Annotated in this window: 12 protein-coding genes and 5 pseudogenes; 8 read left to right on the top strand and 9 right to left on the bottom strand. The window is 63.6% G+C overall.

The window, feature by feature from the left end:
- Positions 1 to 106: 106 nt before the first annotated feature.
- Positions 107 to 481, bottom strand: a complete 375-nt coding sequence (locus tag ACZYX4_RS14670; protein ID WP_463877160.1) for a DUF7793 family protein — start codon at positions 479 to 481, stop codon at positions 107 to 109.
- 192 nt (positions 482 to 673) lie between these two features.
- Here ACZYX4_RS14670 and ACZYX4_RS14665 point away from each other — a divergent pair, with 192 nt between their 5' ends.
- Both ACZYX4_RS14665 and ACZYX4_RS14660 read left to right on the top strand, forming a co-directional pair.
- Positions 674 to 1603, top strand: coding sequence for an RHS repeat-associated core domain-containing protein (locus ACZYX4_RS14665; protein ID WP_463877117.1), 930 nt, complete (start codon positions 674 to 676; stop codon positions 1601 to 1603).
- A 441-nt stretch (positions 1604 to 2044) separates the two neighbouring features.
- The gene (locus ACZYX4_RS14660) at positions 2045 to 2281 is read left to right on the top strand and encodes a hypothetical protein (protein ID WP_463877115.1); all 237 of its coding nucleotides are present in this window, start codon (positions 2045 to 2047) and stop codon (positions 2279 to 2281) included.
- Between the two features lie 211 nt (positions 2282 to 2492).
- On the opposite strand, the pseudogene istB reads toward ACZYX4_RS14660, so the two are convergent.
- Positions 2493 to 3301 (bottom strand): annotated as a pseudogene (gene istB, locus ACZYX4_RS14655) (IS21-like element helper ATPase IstB).
- Positions 3298 to 3837: pseudogene (locus ACZYX4_RS14650) on the bottom strand (IS21 family transposase); the annotation flags it as partial. The pseudogenes ACZYX4_RS14650 and istB, both read right to left, overlap by 4 nt.
- A gap of 9 nt (positions 3838 to 3846) precedes the next feature.
- Here ACZYX4_RS14650 and ACZYX4_RS14645 point away from each other — a divergent pair.
- Positions 3847 to 4125: pseudogene (locus ACZYX4_RS14645) on the top strand (IS3-like element ISAar46 family transposase); the annotation flags it as partial.
- A gap of 354 nt (positions 4126 to 4479) precedes the next feature.
- Here ACZYX4_RS14645 and ACZYX4_RS14640 read toward each other — a convergent pair.
- From ACZYX4_RS14640 to ACZYX4_RS14620, 5 genes and pseudogenes are all read right to left on the bottom strand, one after another.
- Positions 4480 to 5682 carry an MFS transporter gene (locus ACZYX4_RS14640; protein ID WP_463877113.1) on the bottom strand — a complete coding sequence of 401 codons (1203 nt, stop codon included), beginning with the start codon at positions 5680 to 5682 and terminating at the stop codon, positions 4480 to 4482.
- Positions 5679 to 6113 (bottom strand): SDR family NAD(P)-dependent oxidoreductase, encoded by a 435-nt coding sequence (locus ACZYX4_RS14635; RefSeq protein ID WP_463877111.1) that lies wholly within the window; start codon positions 6111 to 6113, stop codon positions 5679 to 5681. Before ACZYX4_RS14635 ends, ACZYX4_RS14640 begins: the two co-directional genes overlap by 4 nt.
- A 433-nt stretch (positions 6114 to 6546) precedes the next feature.
- A pseudogene (locus ACZYX4_RS14630) lies at positions 6547 to 7093 on the bottom strand (DDE-type integrase/transposase/recombinase); the annotation flags it as partial.
- A 387-nt stretch (positions 7094 to 7480) separates the two neighbouring features.
- Positions 7481 to 8095: a hypothetical protein gene (locus ACZYX4_RS14625; protein WP_463877109.1), complete on the bottom strand. Its 615-nt coding sequence runs from the start codon at positions 8093 to 8095 to the stop codon at positions 7481 to 7483.
- A gap of 364 nt (positions 8096 to 8459) precedes the next feature.
- Positions 8460 to 8654 (bottom strand): hypothetical protein, encoded by a 195-nt coding sequence (locus ACZYX4_RS14620; protein WP_463877107.1) that lies wholly within the window; start codon positions 8652 to 8654, stop codon positions 8460 to 8462.
- 928 nt (positions 8655 to 9582) lie between these two features.
- Between ACZYX4_RS14620 and ACZYX4_RS14615 the strand changes: the two genes are divergently transcribed.
- From ACZYX4_RS14615 to ACZYX4_RS14605, 3 genes and pseudogenes are all read left to right on the top strand, one after another.
- Positions 9583 to 9789 (top strand): hypothetical protein, encoded by a 207-nt coding sequence (locus ACZYX4_RS14615; protein WP_463877105.1) that lies wholly within the window; start codon positions 9583 to 9585, stop codon positions 9787 to 9789.
- 581 nt (positions 9790 to 10370) lie between these two features.
- Positions 10371 to 10616: pseudogene (locus tag ACZYX4_RS14610) on the top strand (AMP-binding enzyme); the annotation flags it as partial.
- A 253-nt stretch (positions 10617 to 10869) separates the two neighbouring features.
- Positions 10870 to 11355: a universal stress protein gene (locus ACZYX4_RS14605; RefSeq protein WP_463877103.1), complete on the top strand. Its 486-nt coding sequence runs from the start codon at positions 10870 to 10872 to the stop codon at positions 11353 to 11355.
- Between the two features lie 1199 nt (positions 11356 to 12554).
- Here ACZYX4_RS14605 and ACZYX4_RS14600 read toward each other — a convergent pair.
- Positions 12555 to 12788, bottom strand: coding sequence for a hypothetical protein (locus ACZYX4_RS14600; RefSeq protein WP_463877101.1), 234 nt, complete (start codon positions 12786 to 12788; stop codon positions 12555 to 12557).
- Positions 12789 to 13359: 571 nt separating this feature from the next.
- Here ACZYX4_RS14600 and ACZYX4_RS14595 point away from each other — a divergent pair.
- Positions 13360 to 14139 (top strand): ion transporter, encoded by a 780-nt coding sequence (locus ACZYX4_RS14595; RefSeq protein ID WP_463877099.1) that lies wholly within the window; start codon positions 13360 to 13362, stop codon positions 14137 to 14139.
- A 939-nt stretch (positions 14140 to 15078) separates the two neighbouring features.
- On the top strand, positions 15079 to 16401 hold the full coding sequence (locus tag ACZYX4_RS14590) for an alpha-amylase family protein (protein ID WP_463877097.1): 1323 nt from the start codon (positions 15079 to 15081) through the stop codon (positions 16399 to 16401).
- Positions 16402 to 16691 lie beyond the last annotated feature (290 nt).

Raw genomic sequence — 16691 nt, 5'->3', positions numbered from 1 at the left:
CGCCGGCAACCTCGGATGCGGTGCCCCGTTGTCGATTCTCCGCCAAAAGAGTTCTGCCCCGGTCGCGCGGCTTGGGCTTGACCGCCGCTGGAAGCACATCCGGAACTCACACACCGGCATTCAGCCAGGCCATGGCCTCGCCGCGCGATGTAAAAAAACGAGTCGGGCATGGCGGGACGTGCACTCCGAGGAAGAAGTTCGCCAGGACCCGGTCTACTGGCGACTTACCTAACAACGCGATGCGGGAAGCGCCGCAGGGAATGGACCATATACCCCTGGCCTCCCGGCTAACGGAAGCGACTGCTGCCATGTCCACGAGCATAGGATGTTGCTCCTGCTGGCATACCTCGTTGACTTTCGCCATCGCCGCCCGGGCATCCTCAACCTGAATGTGGACCCCAGGCGGCCAGAGCAGATGGAGAAGTCCGTCGGCGTTTAAGTCGACACTGGCCTTTCCACCCCCAGCAGCAACTGGTACCACGATCACGTCCTCCCCTAAGCAGGCCGCCGAACCTTTCAGCAACTCCTCAAAAGTACCCCCGGTTCCCCGTTTCTCATGGAAACAACGCCCGGCTAACGCCCCGCGTGTTGATCAGCTACCGTGTGAGGCCGTTCCTGCCCCGCTCAGGACCCACTGCTGTCCCTGCCCGCGACTTTCTGACCGTGGTCCCCCTTGCCCATCGCCGCGGACCAGCTCTGCTGGACCGGCACCTCCTCGGGCACCTGTGTGGCGCCGCCGTCCGGGGCTTCCACGTACACCTACGACGCCAACGGCAACACCATAAAGGCCGGCACACCCACCTTCACCTGGAACACCTTCGACCAGATGGCCTCGGCCGGCACGACGAACTTCGCCTACGCCGGATCATCCAACACCGAACGCACCGCCGCCGGCGCCACCACGTTCCTCAACGGCTCACTCGGCATCACCCGGCAAACCACGGCGGGGGCGAGTACCTCGTTTATCCGTGACCCGGACGGTACGCTCATCAGCATGCGCAACAGTGCCGGGGCGAGCTTCTACTACACCACCGACGCGCTCGGCTCAGTCATCGCCCTCACCGACAGCACCCAGGCCAAAGTCGCCTCCTACGCCTACGACTCCTGGGGCGTCACCACCTCTACCGGGGCCCAGGCCTCAACGAACCCCTTCCAGTACGCCGGCGGCTACAAAGACGCCGCCACCGGCTACACCAAATTCGGTGCCCGCTACTACGACCCAACCACCGGACGGTTCAACCAGCCGGACCCTTCCGGCCAGGAAGCGAACGCCTACCTCTACGCTGGCGCTAACCCCGTCAACAACACCGATCCGAGCGGACTGAGCTTCTTGGATGGCTTTGCCGGCCAGCTCGTCGGCGGCCACATCGCAGTCGTCGGAGTTGCCGTTGGTGCAACTGTTAGCAAAACGCTGCCTGGCCTTGCTATCTCTGCAACATTCGGGTGCATTGCAGCTGGAGCTAATAACATCGTCAACCAAGGTTCACCAGCCGGAGGAATCGACTGGGGAAGCACAGCGGGCGCTTGTTTCGGAGGTGCCCTAGTTGGCGCGGCAACTGGTGGTGTAGGCAGGCTGATACACCGTCCGAATACGGCAGGGTAAGAGACTATGAGAACAGCCAGCTTTGTCATCATGATCGGATCGATAGCTATAGCAGCTTGCCTCCCCGTGGTCTTCTTGTTTCGACACCCGGGAAAGAAAATGGACAACCCACCATTTCGACACTGGTTCGTCGGTACTTGCGTCGCGCTAGCGGTGGGACTAGCGGCATTGATCGTGTACGGACTGACGGCGTGAAGGATGTGGAAACGCCGCTAGCGGTCCCCTGCATACTTCCTTCGGTAAGATCTGGCGCAGCAGGTCCTGTGCCTATCCCTCGGCCACTCACGCCACCACGGCCTGAGACGGCTCCTGCGGAGACCATGACCACCGAGCCCGGAACGGTCACTACCTTCACGACACCAAGCAGTGGCTCAAGTTCACCGTCACCGGGACGGAGGCCGAGGACTGGACCTAGGACGCGAACGGCAGCAGGCTCACGTTTTGACTAACAACAACAAGAAAATTCTGCTGGGTTCCGTATGTGCCGTCTTGATCACAATCCTCATCAGTGTGGTTGTTGGCTGGGAATGGGCTCTCGGAGCCATTATGGCGTCAGGAGCCGGCTTGGGTGCGTGGATTGGCGTGCGCGCCGGAAATAAGAGCGCACGAGAAACCGACAAGTACCGTGAGGAATGGCTTGGGAAACGGAACAAGCCGACACCTGATGAAACTCAGTAGCCCTCACCGACAGCACCCCGCCAGCACCGCGGCTCAAGTTAGGGACAGCGGATGTACACGGTAGCAAGCTGCCGCCGGGGCGGGTGGGCCCTGGACGTCGTCCCCGTCGAACCGGCGTTCGTGCTGGCACATTGCCGTCCTTGTTCGCTGCAGACAGAGGGGCCACGCTGTAACCCAGCTCGACGCTGAAGAGGTCCTGGTCGATTCTGGGTTATGTGTTTTGTTGGAGGGTGTGGGCGAGGCGGTAGGAGTGGGTGCCGGTTTCGATGATGGTTCCTTTGAAGGTGAGTCTGTCGACGATGGCGGCGCACAGGCGTGGGTCGGTGAAGGTTTTGGTCCAGCCGGAGAAGGATTCGTTGGTGGCGATGGCTACGGATGCTTTTTCTTCGCGTTCGGTGAGGACCTCGAAGAGGAGCTCGGCGCCGCGTTTGTCGAGTTCCATGTATCCGAGTTCGTCGATGCACAGTAAATCAACGCGTCCGTAGCGCGCGATGGTCCTGGCGAGGGCCTTGTCGTTTTCCGCCTCGACGAGCTCGTTCACGAGCCGGGTGGCGAGGGTGTATTTGACCCTGAAGCCTTTCTCGGCCGCGGCGGTGCCGAGCCCGATGAGCAGGTGGGACTTCCCGGTTCCGGAATCACCGATGAGGCACAGGGGCTGGCCTTTGTGGATCCAGTCCCCGGTCGCGAGGGTGTGGATGGTGGCGGGGTTGATGTTCGGGTTTGCGTCGAAGTCGAAGTCCCGAGCCGTTTGTCCCGCGGGAAGTTCGCGGATTTGACCCGGCGGACGGAGGAGCGGCGGTCCCGGTCATCGCACTCGGCCAGCAGCAGTTCGGCCAGGAAGCCCTGGTAGGAGAGTTGTTCCTTTCCGGCGACGGCGACGGCTTCGTCGAGGACGGCACGGATCGTGGGCAGCCTGAGGCGCCGGCAGGCCTGGTCCACGGCCGCGGCGGCGGCTTGTTCGGTCAATCCGCGGCGCCGGCGCACGGTCTGGGACACGACAACGGGTGCGGTGGGGCTCATGAGACGTGCTCCTTGCTCGGTTGCGCTTGCTGCGGGTCGGTGGAGTGGGTGGTGCGTTTGTTCAGGAGCTGGTCATAGCCGGCGACGGTCGGGAGCGGGCGTTTGTCCGGTGGGAGGCCGGCGATCACGGCGGCGGGGTCCGCGAGGCGGCGCTGGGTGAGACTGACAATGCGGTGCTCGACGATGCCTCGTTTCGCGCCGGGATCACGATCGGGCCGGACCCACCCCGGGGTGTTCCGCTTGGCGGCGACCCGGAGTGCTTCCACGGCGACGACGTCTGCGCTGACCGCCCCGACCCGCACGGCGGCCGTGATCCCGGCAATCACGTCCGCTTCGTCCATGGCCCGGTGCAACAGCAGGACGTCGATGAGTTCACGGGTGGCGGCGGTGTCGCCGTCGGTTTTGCGGGCAGCGGCCCAGAACGCGTCATGGGCCGGGGTGAACACGCCCGACTGCCGGGCCTGCGCCAGCGCGGTGGAGCCGGGGAGGGCGCCGGGTTTGAACTTGAAGACCTCAAGGTAGTGGTCCAGCTGCACGCATTGCCCGTGGACCTGGCACCCATGCAGGTCTACACGAAGCTGCTGGATCAGGAAACCTATCTGGGACCGCTCTCGATGTTTTACCGGGTGCTGGAGGAAAACAAACAGGTCAAGGAACGCCGCCGGCTGGCCAAACACCCGCTCCGGGCCGTTCCTGAACTGGTCGCCACCGCCCCTGGACAGGTCTACACCTCGGATATTACAAAACTCGCGGGCCCGGTCAAGGGAAAGTATTTCGACTGCTACATGATGGTCGATATCCATTCCAGGTTCATCGTCGGCGCGATCCTGGTCCGGTTTTTCCATAACAAGGCGGCAAGTCTGGCGTCGCCGGGAGTTGACGAACTGCGCTGGCTCAAACCGGTACGCCCCGGGATGTTCCATCCCACCGATGCGCTGTTGTGCAGGCACGGCCGTCACGGAGCAAACCTGACCGCGGGCTCGTGCACACAGCAATTAAAATCCTCAACCAAAACCAGGAAGTGGTGGCCGCCCTGACGATGATGAATCTTCTCCGACGCCGCCCGAACCAGGTTACCGGCGCGTTTGTGGCTGGTGAGTGAGTCTCGTGTTTGCCTTGATCAGGACAGCCACCCGGTCGCAGGGCGCCGGTACAGCGGGCCTGAGTAAGGCCGGAGGTCAGGTGTTGTTCAGTTCGGGTCGGGCCCGGTAACTTCTCTGTCCTGTCAGGAATACGGCGGCCAGGGTCAGGGTGGCGGCTGCTGCGGTGAAGAGCAGGGCCAGGGGGTAGCCAGTGGTTGGGGCTATGAGGGCCAGCAGGTACGGTACGGCCAGGCCGGAGTAGGCGAGGCTGTAGAACAGGGCGATTACAGCGCCCAGCTGCCCGGGCGCGGCGATTTCCTCGACCTCCCGCAGCCCGACAATAAGGCATATTCCATAGCCCGCCCCGAGCATTAGGGCCGCCGTGGTCGCGGTGGCAATCCCGGGGAAGGCTGTGGCGAACGCTGCCGCGGCGCAGCCCGCAGCCACAATGCCAAGGCCTGTTACCGCGGCGGCGGTGCTGCCGCGGGCCGCCCCGGCCTCGTGCAGGCGCCGGCCCAGAGGCTGGGAGACCACGCCCGCGGCGAGGGCACCGGCGGCGAGCAGTCCGGGGAAAGCCACGCCGAGTACACCCGTGGGTCCGGTTCCGTGCCCCGGAAGGGTGGTGAAGGCCAGCGTGACGCTGCCGAAGACCCACGGCCCCAGCGGCACAACCACCAGGCGGAACCGGGCCGAGGAGGCCGACGGCGGCAACAAAGGAGCCGGAGGATCTGATTTCCTGGCACCTGGCACCGTCTCCCGGGCGCGCGGGAGCATCAGCAGTGCACTACCGGCCAGGGCCAGGTGCACAATGTAGGGCAGGACCTGCGGTGCCGGCCCCCACTGCGCCAAGGGACCGGCCACGAGCGGGCCGACACCGAACCCTGCTGTCAGTGCCAGCGCCGCCCGGCGTGCGCCGGCACCGGCACGTTCGTCCCCGGAGAGCTCCTTTACCCAGGCGGTGCCGGCCGTGAAGACCGTTCCGGAGACCAACCCGGTCAGCAGCCTGCCTGCGTACAGCCCGGACGTACCCCACTGCCCGGTGATCAGAACGGCCGTGGCCAGCAGCGACAGTGCGGTGCAGGCCAGCAACACCGGACGCCGCCCCCGTCTGTCGCTGATCCTTCCGCCGAAGATCAGACCCGGGATCAGGCCCAGGGCGTAGACGCCGAACACGGCGGTCGCATCCGCGTCCGAGAGGGCGAGGGTGCGGCGGTAGAGCGCGAGCAGGGGAACGAACTGGTTCGCCCCGTAACCGGCGGCGAACATCGCAAGGGCCGGCCACCGCCACTGCCCCCTCACGGACGGGGTCCGGTCACGGCGGGGTCCCCGGCAGCGAGGGTCTCCGCGGACAAGGGTGGGCAGAGGCTGGAATGGCCAGCAACGGCTTCCTCCAGGGCGCCTTTGCGCGCCAAAAGCGTCCGGTCCACGGCGGCTGGGTCCTCACAGTTCAAGGTGATCATCGCGGTCCGGGTCGTGCCTCCCCGGACGACCGTCAAGGCGTGCTGTTCCATGCCGGCCAAAGCGGGGGCGCCGGGCCCGGTCAGGTCCAGGGCCACCACGTGCGCCTGGCCGCCGCGTTCCCGCACCGCCGAGGCAACCTCGTCCGTGGGACCGCGCCGTGGGCCCACCAGGGTGAGCCTGGCCGAACGTGCGGCCAGCTCCAACGCCAGCGCCGCACCGATACCGCCGAAGGCCCCCGTGAGCAGAATTGAACGGTCTTGCAGATCCATGAAATGTCCCTTCAGAAAGCAAACAAGAAGTATGAGGTAAAGCGCGGTCAGGTGGCCGCAGGAATTGGTGCCCGAAACCCACGACCCCTGCCTGGCGCCGGCATTCCTTCGCCTTCGAAAGCCACGGAGCTCATCGTTACCTCCCCATGGTCAATCCGTCGTCTCGCACAATGGTGGAATTCCTGAGGCCCCACATCGATTCGGGCGGCCCAGAATAACGCGTTGGAGGACCTAATGAGCCTGCCCAAGCGTTGCCCCCGGGCTTTGCAGACAAGGATACTGTGTGGCAACGGAGGAGGCCGCAGACGGGGACGAGCCTTCAAGCAGGGCCGGAGCTGACCGGCCCCCGCCTGAAGGTTCCCCGACACTGATAAGAGAACGGGCCCGGCTGGGCTGCTGCGGGGATTTCGGACAGCGGAATGAGTGGATTTTTCTACGCTGCCAAGGCTGGCTGTTGATAACCATAGTGGACTTCGTTAGGCCGCCGGTAACCGAGCGGAGTGACGGGCGCCGGCTGGCGTAAAACCCCTCGATATAGCGGATAACGTCACTCCGGGCCTGTGATTTGGTGGCGTAAACGGTCCGATAGACGCGCTCGTCTTTCAGGGCCGAGAAGAACGATTCGGCCATGCTGTTGTCCCAGCACACGCCGGTGCGGCCCATCGATGAGCGCATGCCCAGGCCGGCCACCAGGGCCCTGAAATCGGTCGAGGTGCTGACGGCTGGCTGCCCCGGCCGGAGCGCCAGATCGCGTCAGGCTCAATCCGCGTTGTCGCGGCGGCGTTCCTGAGCGCATCGGCGACGGGCTCGGTGCGCCTGTGATCGGCGATGGACCAGCCGATGACTTTCTTGGAGTAGCAGTCGATAACGGTGGCGAGGTAGACGAATCCTTGCCAGCTGTGGATGCAAGTCGTCACCCGGAACGGGCGTGGTTGACAGGCCACCAGGCCCTGATGGAGCATGATCTGCCGCACCAACTCGAAGATCGCCGCGGCAGCCCAAACCACGCAGTGGAACGCTACCGGCAGCGAGGCCGGCAACCCGCCATGCCCAAAACCAAAACCGCGGCGGCCCCCGACCAGCAGCCAGGACCAACCGCGGATCGGTGGATCAAGACTAAGGTTGAAACCCCTGCTCCTCGATCATGTGCAGGTAGATCCACCGCAGCGCGTAGTCCTCACCAGGACCGGCTTCGTTGAGAGTGCGACCTGCCACGGCCTCCCGAGCCCGCGCGACCTGGCTTGATAGCTGGCTGGGTCGTCGGCGGCATTTGCGCTGTCGACCTCCCCGAAGCCGTCGGTCGCGCCCGGAACATGGTTCCGACTGCCGTAGTGAAGACGATCCGTGCTCGCCCCGCAGTCCGCGCCCTACACGGTCCGGAGGCGCTGGTAGTTGTTCTCGGGCTCGTCGAGAACGACCGTGTTTGGCGGGTCACTGTCATAGACGGACCGCATGACAAGTTCGTTCTCAAGCGTCCGGGTCCGGAAGGTCCAGCCCTCCGGCAACGCCAGGCGTTCGCCGAGTGTCGGCAGCCTGTCGACAGTGTTGTCGGGGTGAACTCTCAACGAGGCGCTTTGTATGACGAACACGATTCCCTCAGGGGAAACCAGCTCATAAACCTCTGAGCCGGCCTCGAAGAACCATGTGGTGGTGCGCTTGGAGACCGACGCACGGTAGGAAGTCTGCTTGCCAGCGATGAATGCGTCGAAATCCGGAACCACGAAGGTGCCATACAAGTACATGGGAATGGGGCCAAGAATGCTGATCTTGCCCCTATCGAAGGCCTCCCCTTCGAATCGGTCGGCCAGGAAACGGCGCGGACCGTTGAAGCGCACCCCGTCTCCGCCGTGCTCCTTCCTCAACTTCTCAGGATCGAGTGCCAGGAAGCGCGCGTCGAAGTCCTCGTCGGAGACGTCATCGACCACCCCAAGGGAGTTGTAGTAGTGACCCGATGCTCCGGGACCGTCTGCGTCCCTATTCATGATGAGGACCTCGCAGTGGTGCCTCCCGTGCCCGTGGTCACCCGAGACTAGAACGGATTGCTCTTCCTTGTTCTGGCTTGTCGTCACAGTGCACTTTTCCGGCTCGATGGCAGGTGAACTCATTATCTGCCCATTCGGACTCCCTCTGCATACCCCGCAAAGGATGAGTGTCGTGAGCTCGCCATCCAGAGGGTGGCAGGTCGCGGACACCACCCCACCATCGAGTCTTCGTCTGAGCAGGGGAACATTTCCACTGCCAACTGGTGCGAACGGCTGTTCCACCATCGGGGTCCTCGGGACCGGTGCAGCCGCCGGGTCTTACCTCCCGTGCCGGACGCAGCCCGCATAAGCGCCCCACTGCCAATCAATCTGACGGCTTTGTCCGGGATTCGCGCTGGTGGTTTTCGAGCTTCTTCTCGGAGTCCCGGCGACGCTGGCCCACGGTGCGCATCGGCTGCGTGATCGGCCTCTTCGGGTTTTCTTTATCCAAACCCTGGACACGGCCTTCCTCGCCGCCCGGAAAAGTCCCGTCCGCACCGGAATGTGTGTTCTCGCTCATACATGCATCCTCCCACCCGGCAAGCCCGGGTACTAGGCATACCCCGGACAACGGATCCTAGACCCTCGGGACCTCTGTTTCAGACAGCCCAGGCTCGCGCCCAGGCCGTCATCCACCTACTGAGGAGGGAAGCCGCGAAATTCGGCGTCGTCGTCGGGGGCTGGCTTGGGTTCTCAACAACGGCGTCAACACGTATCCATGGCCCCGTGGAACGTCCCTTGAGTCAGACAGCGACGTCAGGCGCGCGCCCGGCAGTCAGTGAGCGTTCAAGCAGCATCAGGTCGATCTGACCAAGCAATACCGTAGATGAAGGCTTCCATCTCAAAGGGTCCGGCGTTACCGCCGACGCTAAAATAGGAGAGCCAAATTTCGTCTAAAGACATCTCGCTGGTTGCGACAAGGTTTCGGGCCCGGGACCGGGCGTCCATATCCCAATGCTCGAAACGCATCAGCCTCACCACAAGACATTGTTGCTACCCGCCCGCGCAATCCCGCCCAATCCGAAGCCATAGGCAGCCCCCGAATGTATTGAGCGGCGGCACGCGATGCTGTGGTTTGTCAGAGCTCCCTGACGTTTGTGGCCCCATGAGTTCTGGCTCAAAGACTCAGACGCCTGGAGCCATAGGACGAACTACCCTAGTGCCGGGCGCGTCACGGTGGGACCATGCAGACATGAGCGAGAACGCACAGCGCCGTTAGGGCGCTTCTGCTCCTGGCGGCGAGGACCAACACGTGCCGACCCCGCCTGGAGATCATCCCGGCAAACCGTCCCCGCAGCAGCTGAGCACCGCGGGCCAGCGCCGCCGGGAATCAGAGGAATAGCTTGAACACAGACATCGCGACGCCGGGGTAAGGCCGGTTGGCTGAGCCGGCTTTCGCCATCTGTGCTCGCGGTACCGGTTAGGACACCCGGGACGGGAGGAATTCAATGGACGTCAACGTTCTGCGCAGGGCGGCCCGGAACGGCCTGGACGACGGAAACTTCACCCTGCTGGATCTCTCGCTCGGCTTCTGGGCCAACGGGGGCCGCGCCGAGGCGTGGGACCTGGACGCCTTCATTTACGGCCTGATGACCCTGTCAGGTCCGGACATACTCGTTCTGGCTTGGACGCTGGACGAACTTCACAATGTCTGACAAGTCGGCTGCACCAGCACAGGCCATGGAACAGGTCTTTCAGGCGTTCTGCTGGTTCCCGGCGGTCAGCGTCTCTGCTGGCCGGGTCGGCAGGTGGCAGTAGAGGCTGGAGCGGGTGATTCCGGGTGACTGCAGAATCGGCCAGGTTCCGCACCCTCACGCCGCGCAGAACCCGTCAACAAGACGCACACAGTCATGCACTCCCCTGAACAGGGAAAACACGTACCCGAGCTGGGGCTCGAACCGGGCTTCAGCACTTGCAAACTCTCCACTCCCCCGAAAACACGGCCGTTCCGAGCCAGTCCGGCACCGATACGGCCCAGTCCGAAACCCAAGGTGGGCGCAATGTGCACGCCTTCTGTTATGCGCATTCCGCTGGTCCTCCATTCCCTGGCCAACTGTCAGACGGGGCAGCAGACACCCTTCGTGTTGTTCATCCGTGTGGGGGCCAGCGCCTTGGACTCGGAACCCAGGCGCCGGGTCCGGCAGCCAGGCAAACGCGCACGAAATTCCGGCCCGGTTTGCGGCTTAGTGAAACATTCAAACAACACAGTGATGCCTCCTTCATCGTGCGCATGCAGCTCGGTCGCGTCGATGAAGTGATGAACTTTTCCCGCCACCGGCTCTCCACCGCCGAAATCGAATCCGCCCTGGTCAGCCACCCCGTGGTGGCGGAGGCCGCCGTCGTGGGCGCTGCGGACGAGACCACCGGCCAGTCGGTTGTCCCCTTCGTGATCGTGCGCGGGGATGCCGTGGACACCGGGGACGCGATCGTGCAGGAACTCCGGAACCATGTCGGCAAGGAGATCGGGCCGATCGCCAAGCCCATCCTTGCCTTGCTCCCGCGAATTTGTCGATAAGGCGAGTGGTTGCACGGTTTGGACGGACGTGGGCACTGCTTTATCCCATGCGGCACCTTCGGTGATTGGACCTGAATAGCATCAGATTCCAGGGCAGACCCGAGAAACATCCGTAGGCAGTTCCGTTCGCCTGCGGGTGCGCATATGCTCGGCACACAGCTACCGCCAGCGGGAGCTGCAAAGGAACAACCAGGGGATTCACCTTCGAAGGAGAATGATCATGGATGCGGAAGCCAAGGTTCTTGTCGGTGTGGACGGTTCGGAATCGTCCGTCCAGGCGCTCCGTCTGGGGGCGCAGTTGGCGCCGGCCCTGAACGCCACCGTTGTCGCTATTGCCTGTTGGGATTTTCCGGACATTTATGCCGGATATGTTCCACCCGATTTCGCCCGGTTTGAAGCGGTTGCGGCGAAGACTCTTGCGGACGCCTTGGAAAAGGCGTTCGGTGAGGAGACTCCGGAAAGACTGACCTCGCAACTGGTCCGCGGACCGGCTGCGGCGAAGCTCGTGGAAGCGGCGGCCGGCGCTTCATTGCTGGTGGTTGGACGCCGGGGTCATGGGGGTTTCCTGGGCATGCACCTCGGCTCCGTGAGCTCTGCATCTGTTGCCCACGCGGACTGCCCCGTCTTAGTGCTGCATGCCGAAAGCGTCCACCGCTCCCATCATCTGCGGAAGGGCTCCAAGGCGAAAGGACAGACCCCCGAATAAGCCGGGATTCCGCCTCTCAGGCCGTAAGACACGGCTTCTGACAGCAACCGGGTCCCTCTCATTTCGCCGATGCGTCCACTCGGTTGCAGGATTGGTCGAACTAGCCGGCGTCTCTGTGCTCTCCTCGCTTGGCAGAAAGCGACAGCGAATACCGGATCCGCGTGGTGTCCGATGGCCCGGAAATCCCGCGCTCACCTGTCCTGTCGAGCAGGATTTGACGCTGAACTCGTGCTCTGCGGGAGCCAGATCCCGCGCAGCCTTAGCCTCGCCCTCCCCCAATCCGGCCGTCTGGGCATTCACCGACGACGTCCGTCGCCCGGAATCCCCGACGACGGCGGCCCGCGCCTTCGCTTCCGGTCAACCACCCCGCCCATCGCGGCATCGGACAAACCATTCACCCGTCACTCCAGAGCCTTGGGAAGCAGCTCAGCGAGGAAAAACACTGAAAAAACTTCCCTCCGGTCATGTCATAAGCCCAACCTCCGGACATGAATGAGCGATGGCAAACGACGGTCACCCCAGATACTCAGAAACGAGGCACGCAGGACCCCACATCCCGGCAGGCGAAGGGCCCGCTAGCCAGGACCCTGGACCGCCACCCACATAACTTCATAGGCCACCGCGGCGCCAGGTACAGCCTGCGGCCACAGCCAAAGAGACCCGCAGAGAGTCAATCTACAGGCGTTAAAGCAAGAAACCCCTGACGAGGGGATCTGCTGTGCCCGAGGTGGGACTCGAACCGGGTTCCATTGCCTGCAAACACTGGACTCCCGCCCAAACATACGGAATCCGGGCCAGTCCGGCACCGGTACGACCCGGTCCGGGACCCAAAGTGTGGACACTGTTTACACCCCCATTTCTCCCCACCAGAGGCCTCCCCCAAACTGCCGCACCCCGCATCGAGATGGGTGCGGCGCTTCTTTGACCTGAAAAACTTGATCCTGCTGGAGAAGTTCAACCGCCGCTTCGGCCTCGTCCTGCACGCGCCCGGTGCGCAGTCCCGGGCACGCCGCACGGCATGATCAGCCTCTGGACTCTCCATCACGACGCCAGCCCCGGCGGCGTCACCAGCCGCCGCCACAGCACGGTGCCAACTATCAAGCCTCGCCCCCGAACGCGGTACCAGCAAACCGACGACGGCATAGCGTTGTCCTCTTCCTGATCATTCAACGTTTGTGCCCGCCTCGTGTAGCTTCGCGTCAATGATCGCTTGGGTAAGGACCATGAAGAACATCCGCAACGATCAGAGCCATCACCTGCCCGCCCGCTTTTGCGACGTAGAGGTCACCCAGTAACACATCGCCAGCCTCTCGGGGCGGTGGGTTCTTAAGCCCCGGATCTTGATTGAATTCGTTGATGCCGTCCGGCTCAGCACTGCCCTTCGGGAGTCGCAACCTTTCGCCTTCACGCTCGCCAATATGGACGTCGAGCATTATTGGAAAGGGTTCTCCCGCTTGCAAACCTTCCGGCAGGGTGGTGAATGCGCTTCGACGACGGGAACAAAGTTGATGCAAGGGCCCCAAGTCGCGGGGCAGGGTGCCACACGTTGTTAGGTGCTCATAAATGCGGCCGGGCCGGCATATGTGCCGGCCCTGCCTGGTTTTCCCTCCCCAGAGACATCTCACGGTGCTAAGACGTCAAATCGAGAAAGCTAGTCGAGGCTCCTCATTCGCGCTCCACGGTGACTTCCTGTGGCGCCGGGTGCCCCCTTCACCCAGACCGCCCAGGACGAGAATCATAACAATTGACAGGATTTCCGGCAGAGCCACGGCGGTTCCGGAAGCCGGCACGCGGATACACCGCGCAACTGACCAGTTCATGCGCACCCCCTCCCGGACCGACAACATCACCCGTGAGCAGACCGGCAGCCAACACGAGGTCGGTTCATCAGCAACCTACACGGCAGAACGCTGGTGGAAACCTGCCTCTGCAGAATGTCCGTGTCCTACCAGACCCTGGCGAAAAGTATCGCCCACGCACCTGCTCCCGTGCCAGAATCCTGGCATGGGCAAGGAACGCAGAGAACTGAAAAGCATAGGATACGAGATCTTCATCGGAATCCTTTCGATCCTGTCGATCATCAATCTCGTGCTCTTGTATGCCGTTCAGGACAAGTCACTTGACACGGTGCTGACCGTGATGAACAGCGTCTTCAGCGTGATCTTCGTTGCCGACTTCCTCTACCGGATCTTCACCGTGCCCTCGGCGGGCGCCTATTTCTTCAAGCACTTCGGCTGGGCCGACCTGTTGGCCAGCGTGCCTTTGGCGCAATTCAAGATCCTGCGCGTCTTCCGGCTGCTCCGGGTGTACCGTCTGCTCGGCGGTGTCGGCATCCACACGGTCGGCCGCGCGCTGATCAAAGATCGGGCCGGCAGCTCCCTGTACATACTGTTACTCATGGGCATTCTCGTGCTGGAATTCGGAAGCCTCTCGATACTCCACGTCGAGCAGGGCAGCCCAGGGGCCAACATCACGACCGCCTCGGGCGCACTCTGGTACACGATCGTCACGATCTCGACAGTGGGATACGGTGACCAATATCCGGTCACCAATGCGGGCCGAATCATCGGGGCAGGCATCATCGTCGTAGGTGTCGGCATCTTCGGCACATTCACCGGTTACCTGGCCAACTTCTTCCTCTCTCCCAAAACGAAAGAACCCGCACCACCTACCGATGAAGCCGACACAAGTACCGCGACGGTCGAAGAACTCCGCCTGCGCCTCGACGAGTCCGAAGCCAGGCTCAACGAAATTAGAAAGCTGCTTGACAAGCCAACCCTTTAAGCGTCCACACATAGTTCGTCGCCTCCGCGATGGCCATCGCCGCGAGGCCGCCCGAAGGACAGTTGAGCAGGCGGACCGGGCACAAAGGATCCGCAGGACAGCTGCAAAGAACGACGGAAATGCTGGTGCTGTCTGGCCACGAGAGGGCCATGCGCTCTTGTTCCGCGCAGCTTCTGGCCATCCGATGGCCCGCCGCTCCTCTCTGCCATGCGCCCTCGCTCAGCACACGATAAACGGTGTCAGGCCAAGGACTGTCGGCCCGGCGTTCCCTAAGGGCAGGGCGCGTTGGCTCCAGGGGAAGAGCAGGATGGCTGTCCGCGCCTACTCGTAAGGGCCGGGCGGATAATTTTCCAGGGACAAGCGTCCGGCGACTCTTACCCCGTAACCACTCTTGGCCGTTGGTCCGCGACAGCACTGACGATCGGCGGATTTGCCGTCTTGAGCATGGTCACCGCGGCCGTGGCGTCCTGGCTGGTCGAAAGTGTAACTACAACGGTGCTGGTTAACGCAAACCACGCACGGAACCGGATTAGGGCAATCGTCAATGCAAGCTTCCGCTCCCCGATGCCCCCGCCTGATCCGTCAGCAGTGCGTTGACGCATGGCTGCTTTCGGGCCACAACCGCATTCTGAACACGGCTGATACTCGACGGTAATTCATGCGTCAGGATGGGACCGCTTGCAAATTCATTCGGCTCAAGGCTGCGCCCAACGCCGGTGACGTGGACTCCACTGGAAGAAGTCGTCACGGTTGGTCAGCGCATTCCCCCCGCCGGCCCGTTTGAAGAAGGAAGGGCGTTCCTCGAGCGCATTGAAGTCCAGCAGCTCAACACCGGGCCACCTCCTGGTCCATATAGGCTAGACGGGACGCCGGCCCCGCCCGGGCCAGCCCGCCGGCCTTCCTTGGCCGGCTGGAAACGGACGGAAAGGCATCATCGCCATGAACGAACCTGGCTGGGTCCAACACGCCATCTGGTGGCAGGTCTATCCCCTCGGTTTTGTCGGCGCGGAGAAGACCGCGACGACGGAACCCGCCGCTGAACACCGGCTGCTGGACCTTGTCCCGTGGCTCGACTACGCGGTGGAACTCGGGGCGTCAGGGCTGGCCCTCGGCCCCATCTTCGCGTCGGAGACGCACGGGTACGACACCACCGATTACTTCCGGATCGATCCCCGGCTCGGATCCGAGCAGGACTTCGACACCCTGGTGGCCGAGGCACACCGTCGCGGACTGCGTATACTGCTCGACGGCGTCTTCAACCATACCGGGCGCACCTTTGCACCGTTCCAGGATGTGCTCGCACGCGGGCCGGAGGCGGACACCGCCTCCTGGTTCTCACTGGAGTGGCCCGACGATGCCGCGCCCGGCGTCGAACCCGCATACCGCGACTTCGAGGGTCACCACCACCTCGTGGCGCTCAACCATGACGATCCGGCCGTCGCCGATTTTGTCGTGGATGTCATGGAGCACTGGCTGCGCCGGGGTGCGGACGGCTGGCGACTCGACGCCGCTTATGCCGTCCCGTCGTCGTTCTGGGCCACGGTCACGGCGCGCGTCCGGTCATCCCATCCGGATGCGTACTTCGTGGGTGAATACATCCACGGCGACTATGCATCGGAGGTCCGGTCCGGCGGACTCGATTCCGCCACGCAATACGAGCTCTGGAAGGCTGTCTGGAGTTCGCTCAACGACGCGAACTTCTTCGAACTCGCCGCCGCATTCGAACGGCACAACGCGCTCCTGGGCTCCTACGCACCGCTCACCTTCATCGGCAACCACGACGTCACCCGCATCGCGAGCAAGCTCACCGATGCAGCGCTCTTGCCGCACGCCGTCGTCGTCCTGCTCACGGTCGGCGGAACGCCGTCCATCTACTACGGCGACGAGCAGGGCTACCGCGGCATCAAGGAGGACAGGGCAGGGGGCGACGACGACGTGAGGCCGCACTTCCCGTCCTCCCCCGACCAGCTCTCGGCCCTGGGCGGACCCATCTTCGCCTTGCACCAGGAGCTCATCGGGGTGCGGAGACGGAACCCCTGGCTGCACCGCGCGACCACAGACGTCCTCCAGCTCTCCAACGAGGTGCTTGCATACCGCATCGCGGTTGACGCCGATGCGCTCGTGGTCGCACTGAACCTCTCGCACGACACCCAGCGGATCAGCGCCGCGGGCGCCACCTCCGTCGTCGCCGGACAGGCGACACTCGATGTCGGTGCAAACGCCGTCCTGGTGCCGCCGCGGGGGTGGGCCGTCCTCGGCTAAGGCAGCTGCGAGAGGACGCTGTATCCAAGGTTCCGGCGGACTTCCACACGCATCGACTTCCCGCAGGCCCGCGACCGTGAAGGGCACCACCCTGGACCGGTCCAACCGGGACAAGGAACCGGCTGCGCTGACCTTGGTCAAACCTGCGGCGGCGGAATTCTCCGCCGATACTGCCTGGTCAGGCAGGCAGGTCCTTCCCCCACCCGCTCCGCGTCCTCCGCGCACGGCCGGAACTGTCCTCCGCGGACATCATCCTGCCGACCTGCTGCGTCCACACGGCCGGGCGCCAG

This window comes from Pseudarthrobacter leeuwenhoeki (assembly GCF_055412885.1).
Note: the sequence above shows the minus strand (reverse complement) of the source record. Positions and strands in the feature narration are given on the sequence as shown.

Excerpts from the sequence above, each read along its gene's own strand:
- ACZYX4_RS14615 (WP_463877105.1), top strand. The coding sequence starts at position 9,583 with ATGGACGTCAACGTTCTGCGCAGGGCGGCCCGGAACGGCCTGGACGAC.
- ACZYX4_RS14635 (WP_463877111.1), bottom strand. The coding sequence starts at position 6,113 with ATGGATCTGCAAGACCGTTCAATTCTGCTCACGGGGGCCTTCGGCGGT.
- ACZYX4_RS14620 (WP_463877107.1), bottom strand. The coding sequence starts at position 8,654 with ATGAGCGAGAACACACATTCCGGTGCGGACGGGACTTTTCCGGGCGGC.
- ACZYX4_RS14595 (WP_463877099.1), top strand. The coding sequence starts at position 13,360 with ATGGGCAAGGAACGCAGAGAACTGAAAAGCATAGGATACGAGATCTTC.
- ACZYX4_RS14625 (WP_463877109.1), bottom strand. The coding sequence starts at position 8,095 with ATGAATAGGGACGCAGACGGTCCCGGAGCATCGGGTCACTACTACAAC.
- ACZYX4_RS14605 (WP_463877103.1), top strand. The coding sequence starts at position 10,870 with ATGGATGCGGAAGCCAAGGTTCTTGTCGGTGTGGACGGTTCGGAATCG.
- ACZYX4_RS14590 (WP_463877097.1), top strand. The coding sequence starts at position 15,079 with ATGAACGAACCTGGCTGGGTCCAACACGCCATCTGGTGGCAGGTCTAT.
- ACZYX4_RS14600 (WP_463877101.1), bottom strand. The coding sequence starts at position 12,788 with ATGCTCGACGTCCATATTGGCGAGCGTGAAGGCGAAAGGTTGCGACTC.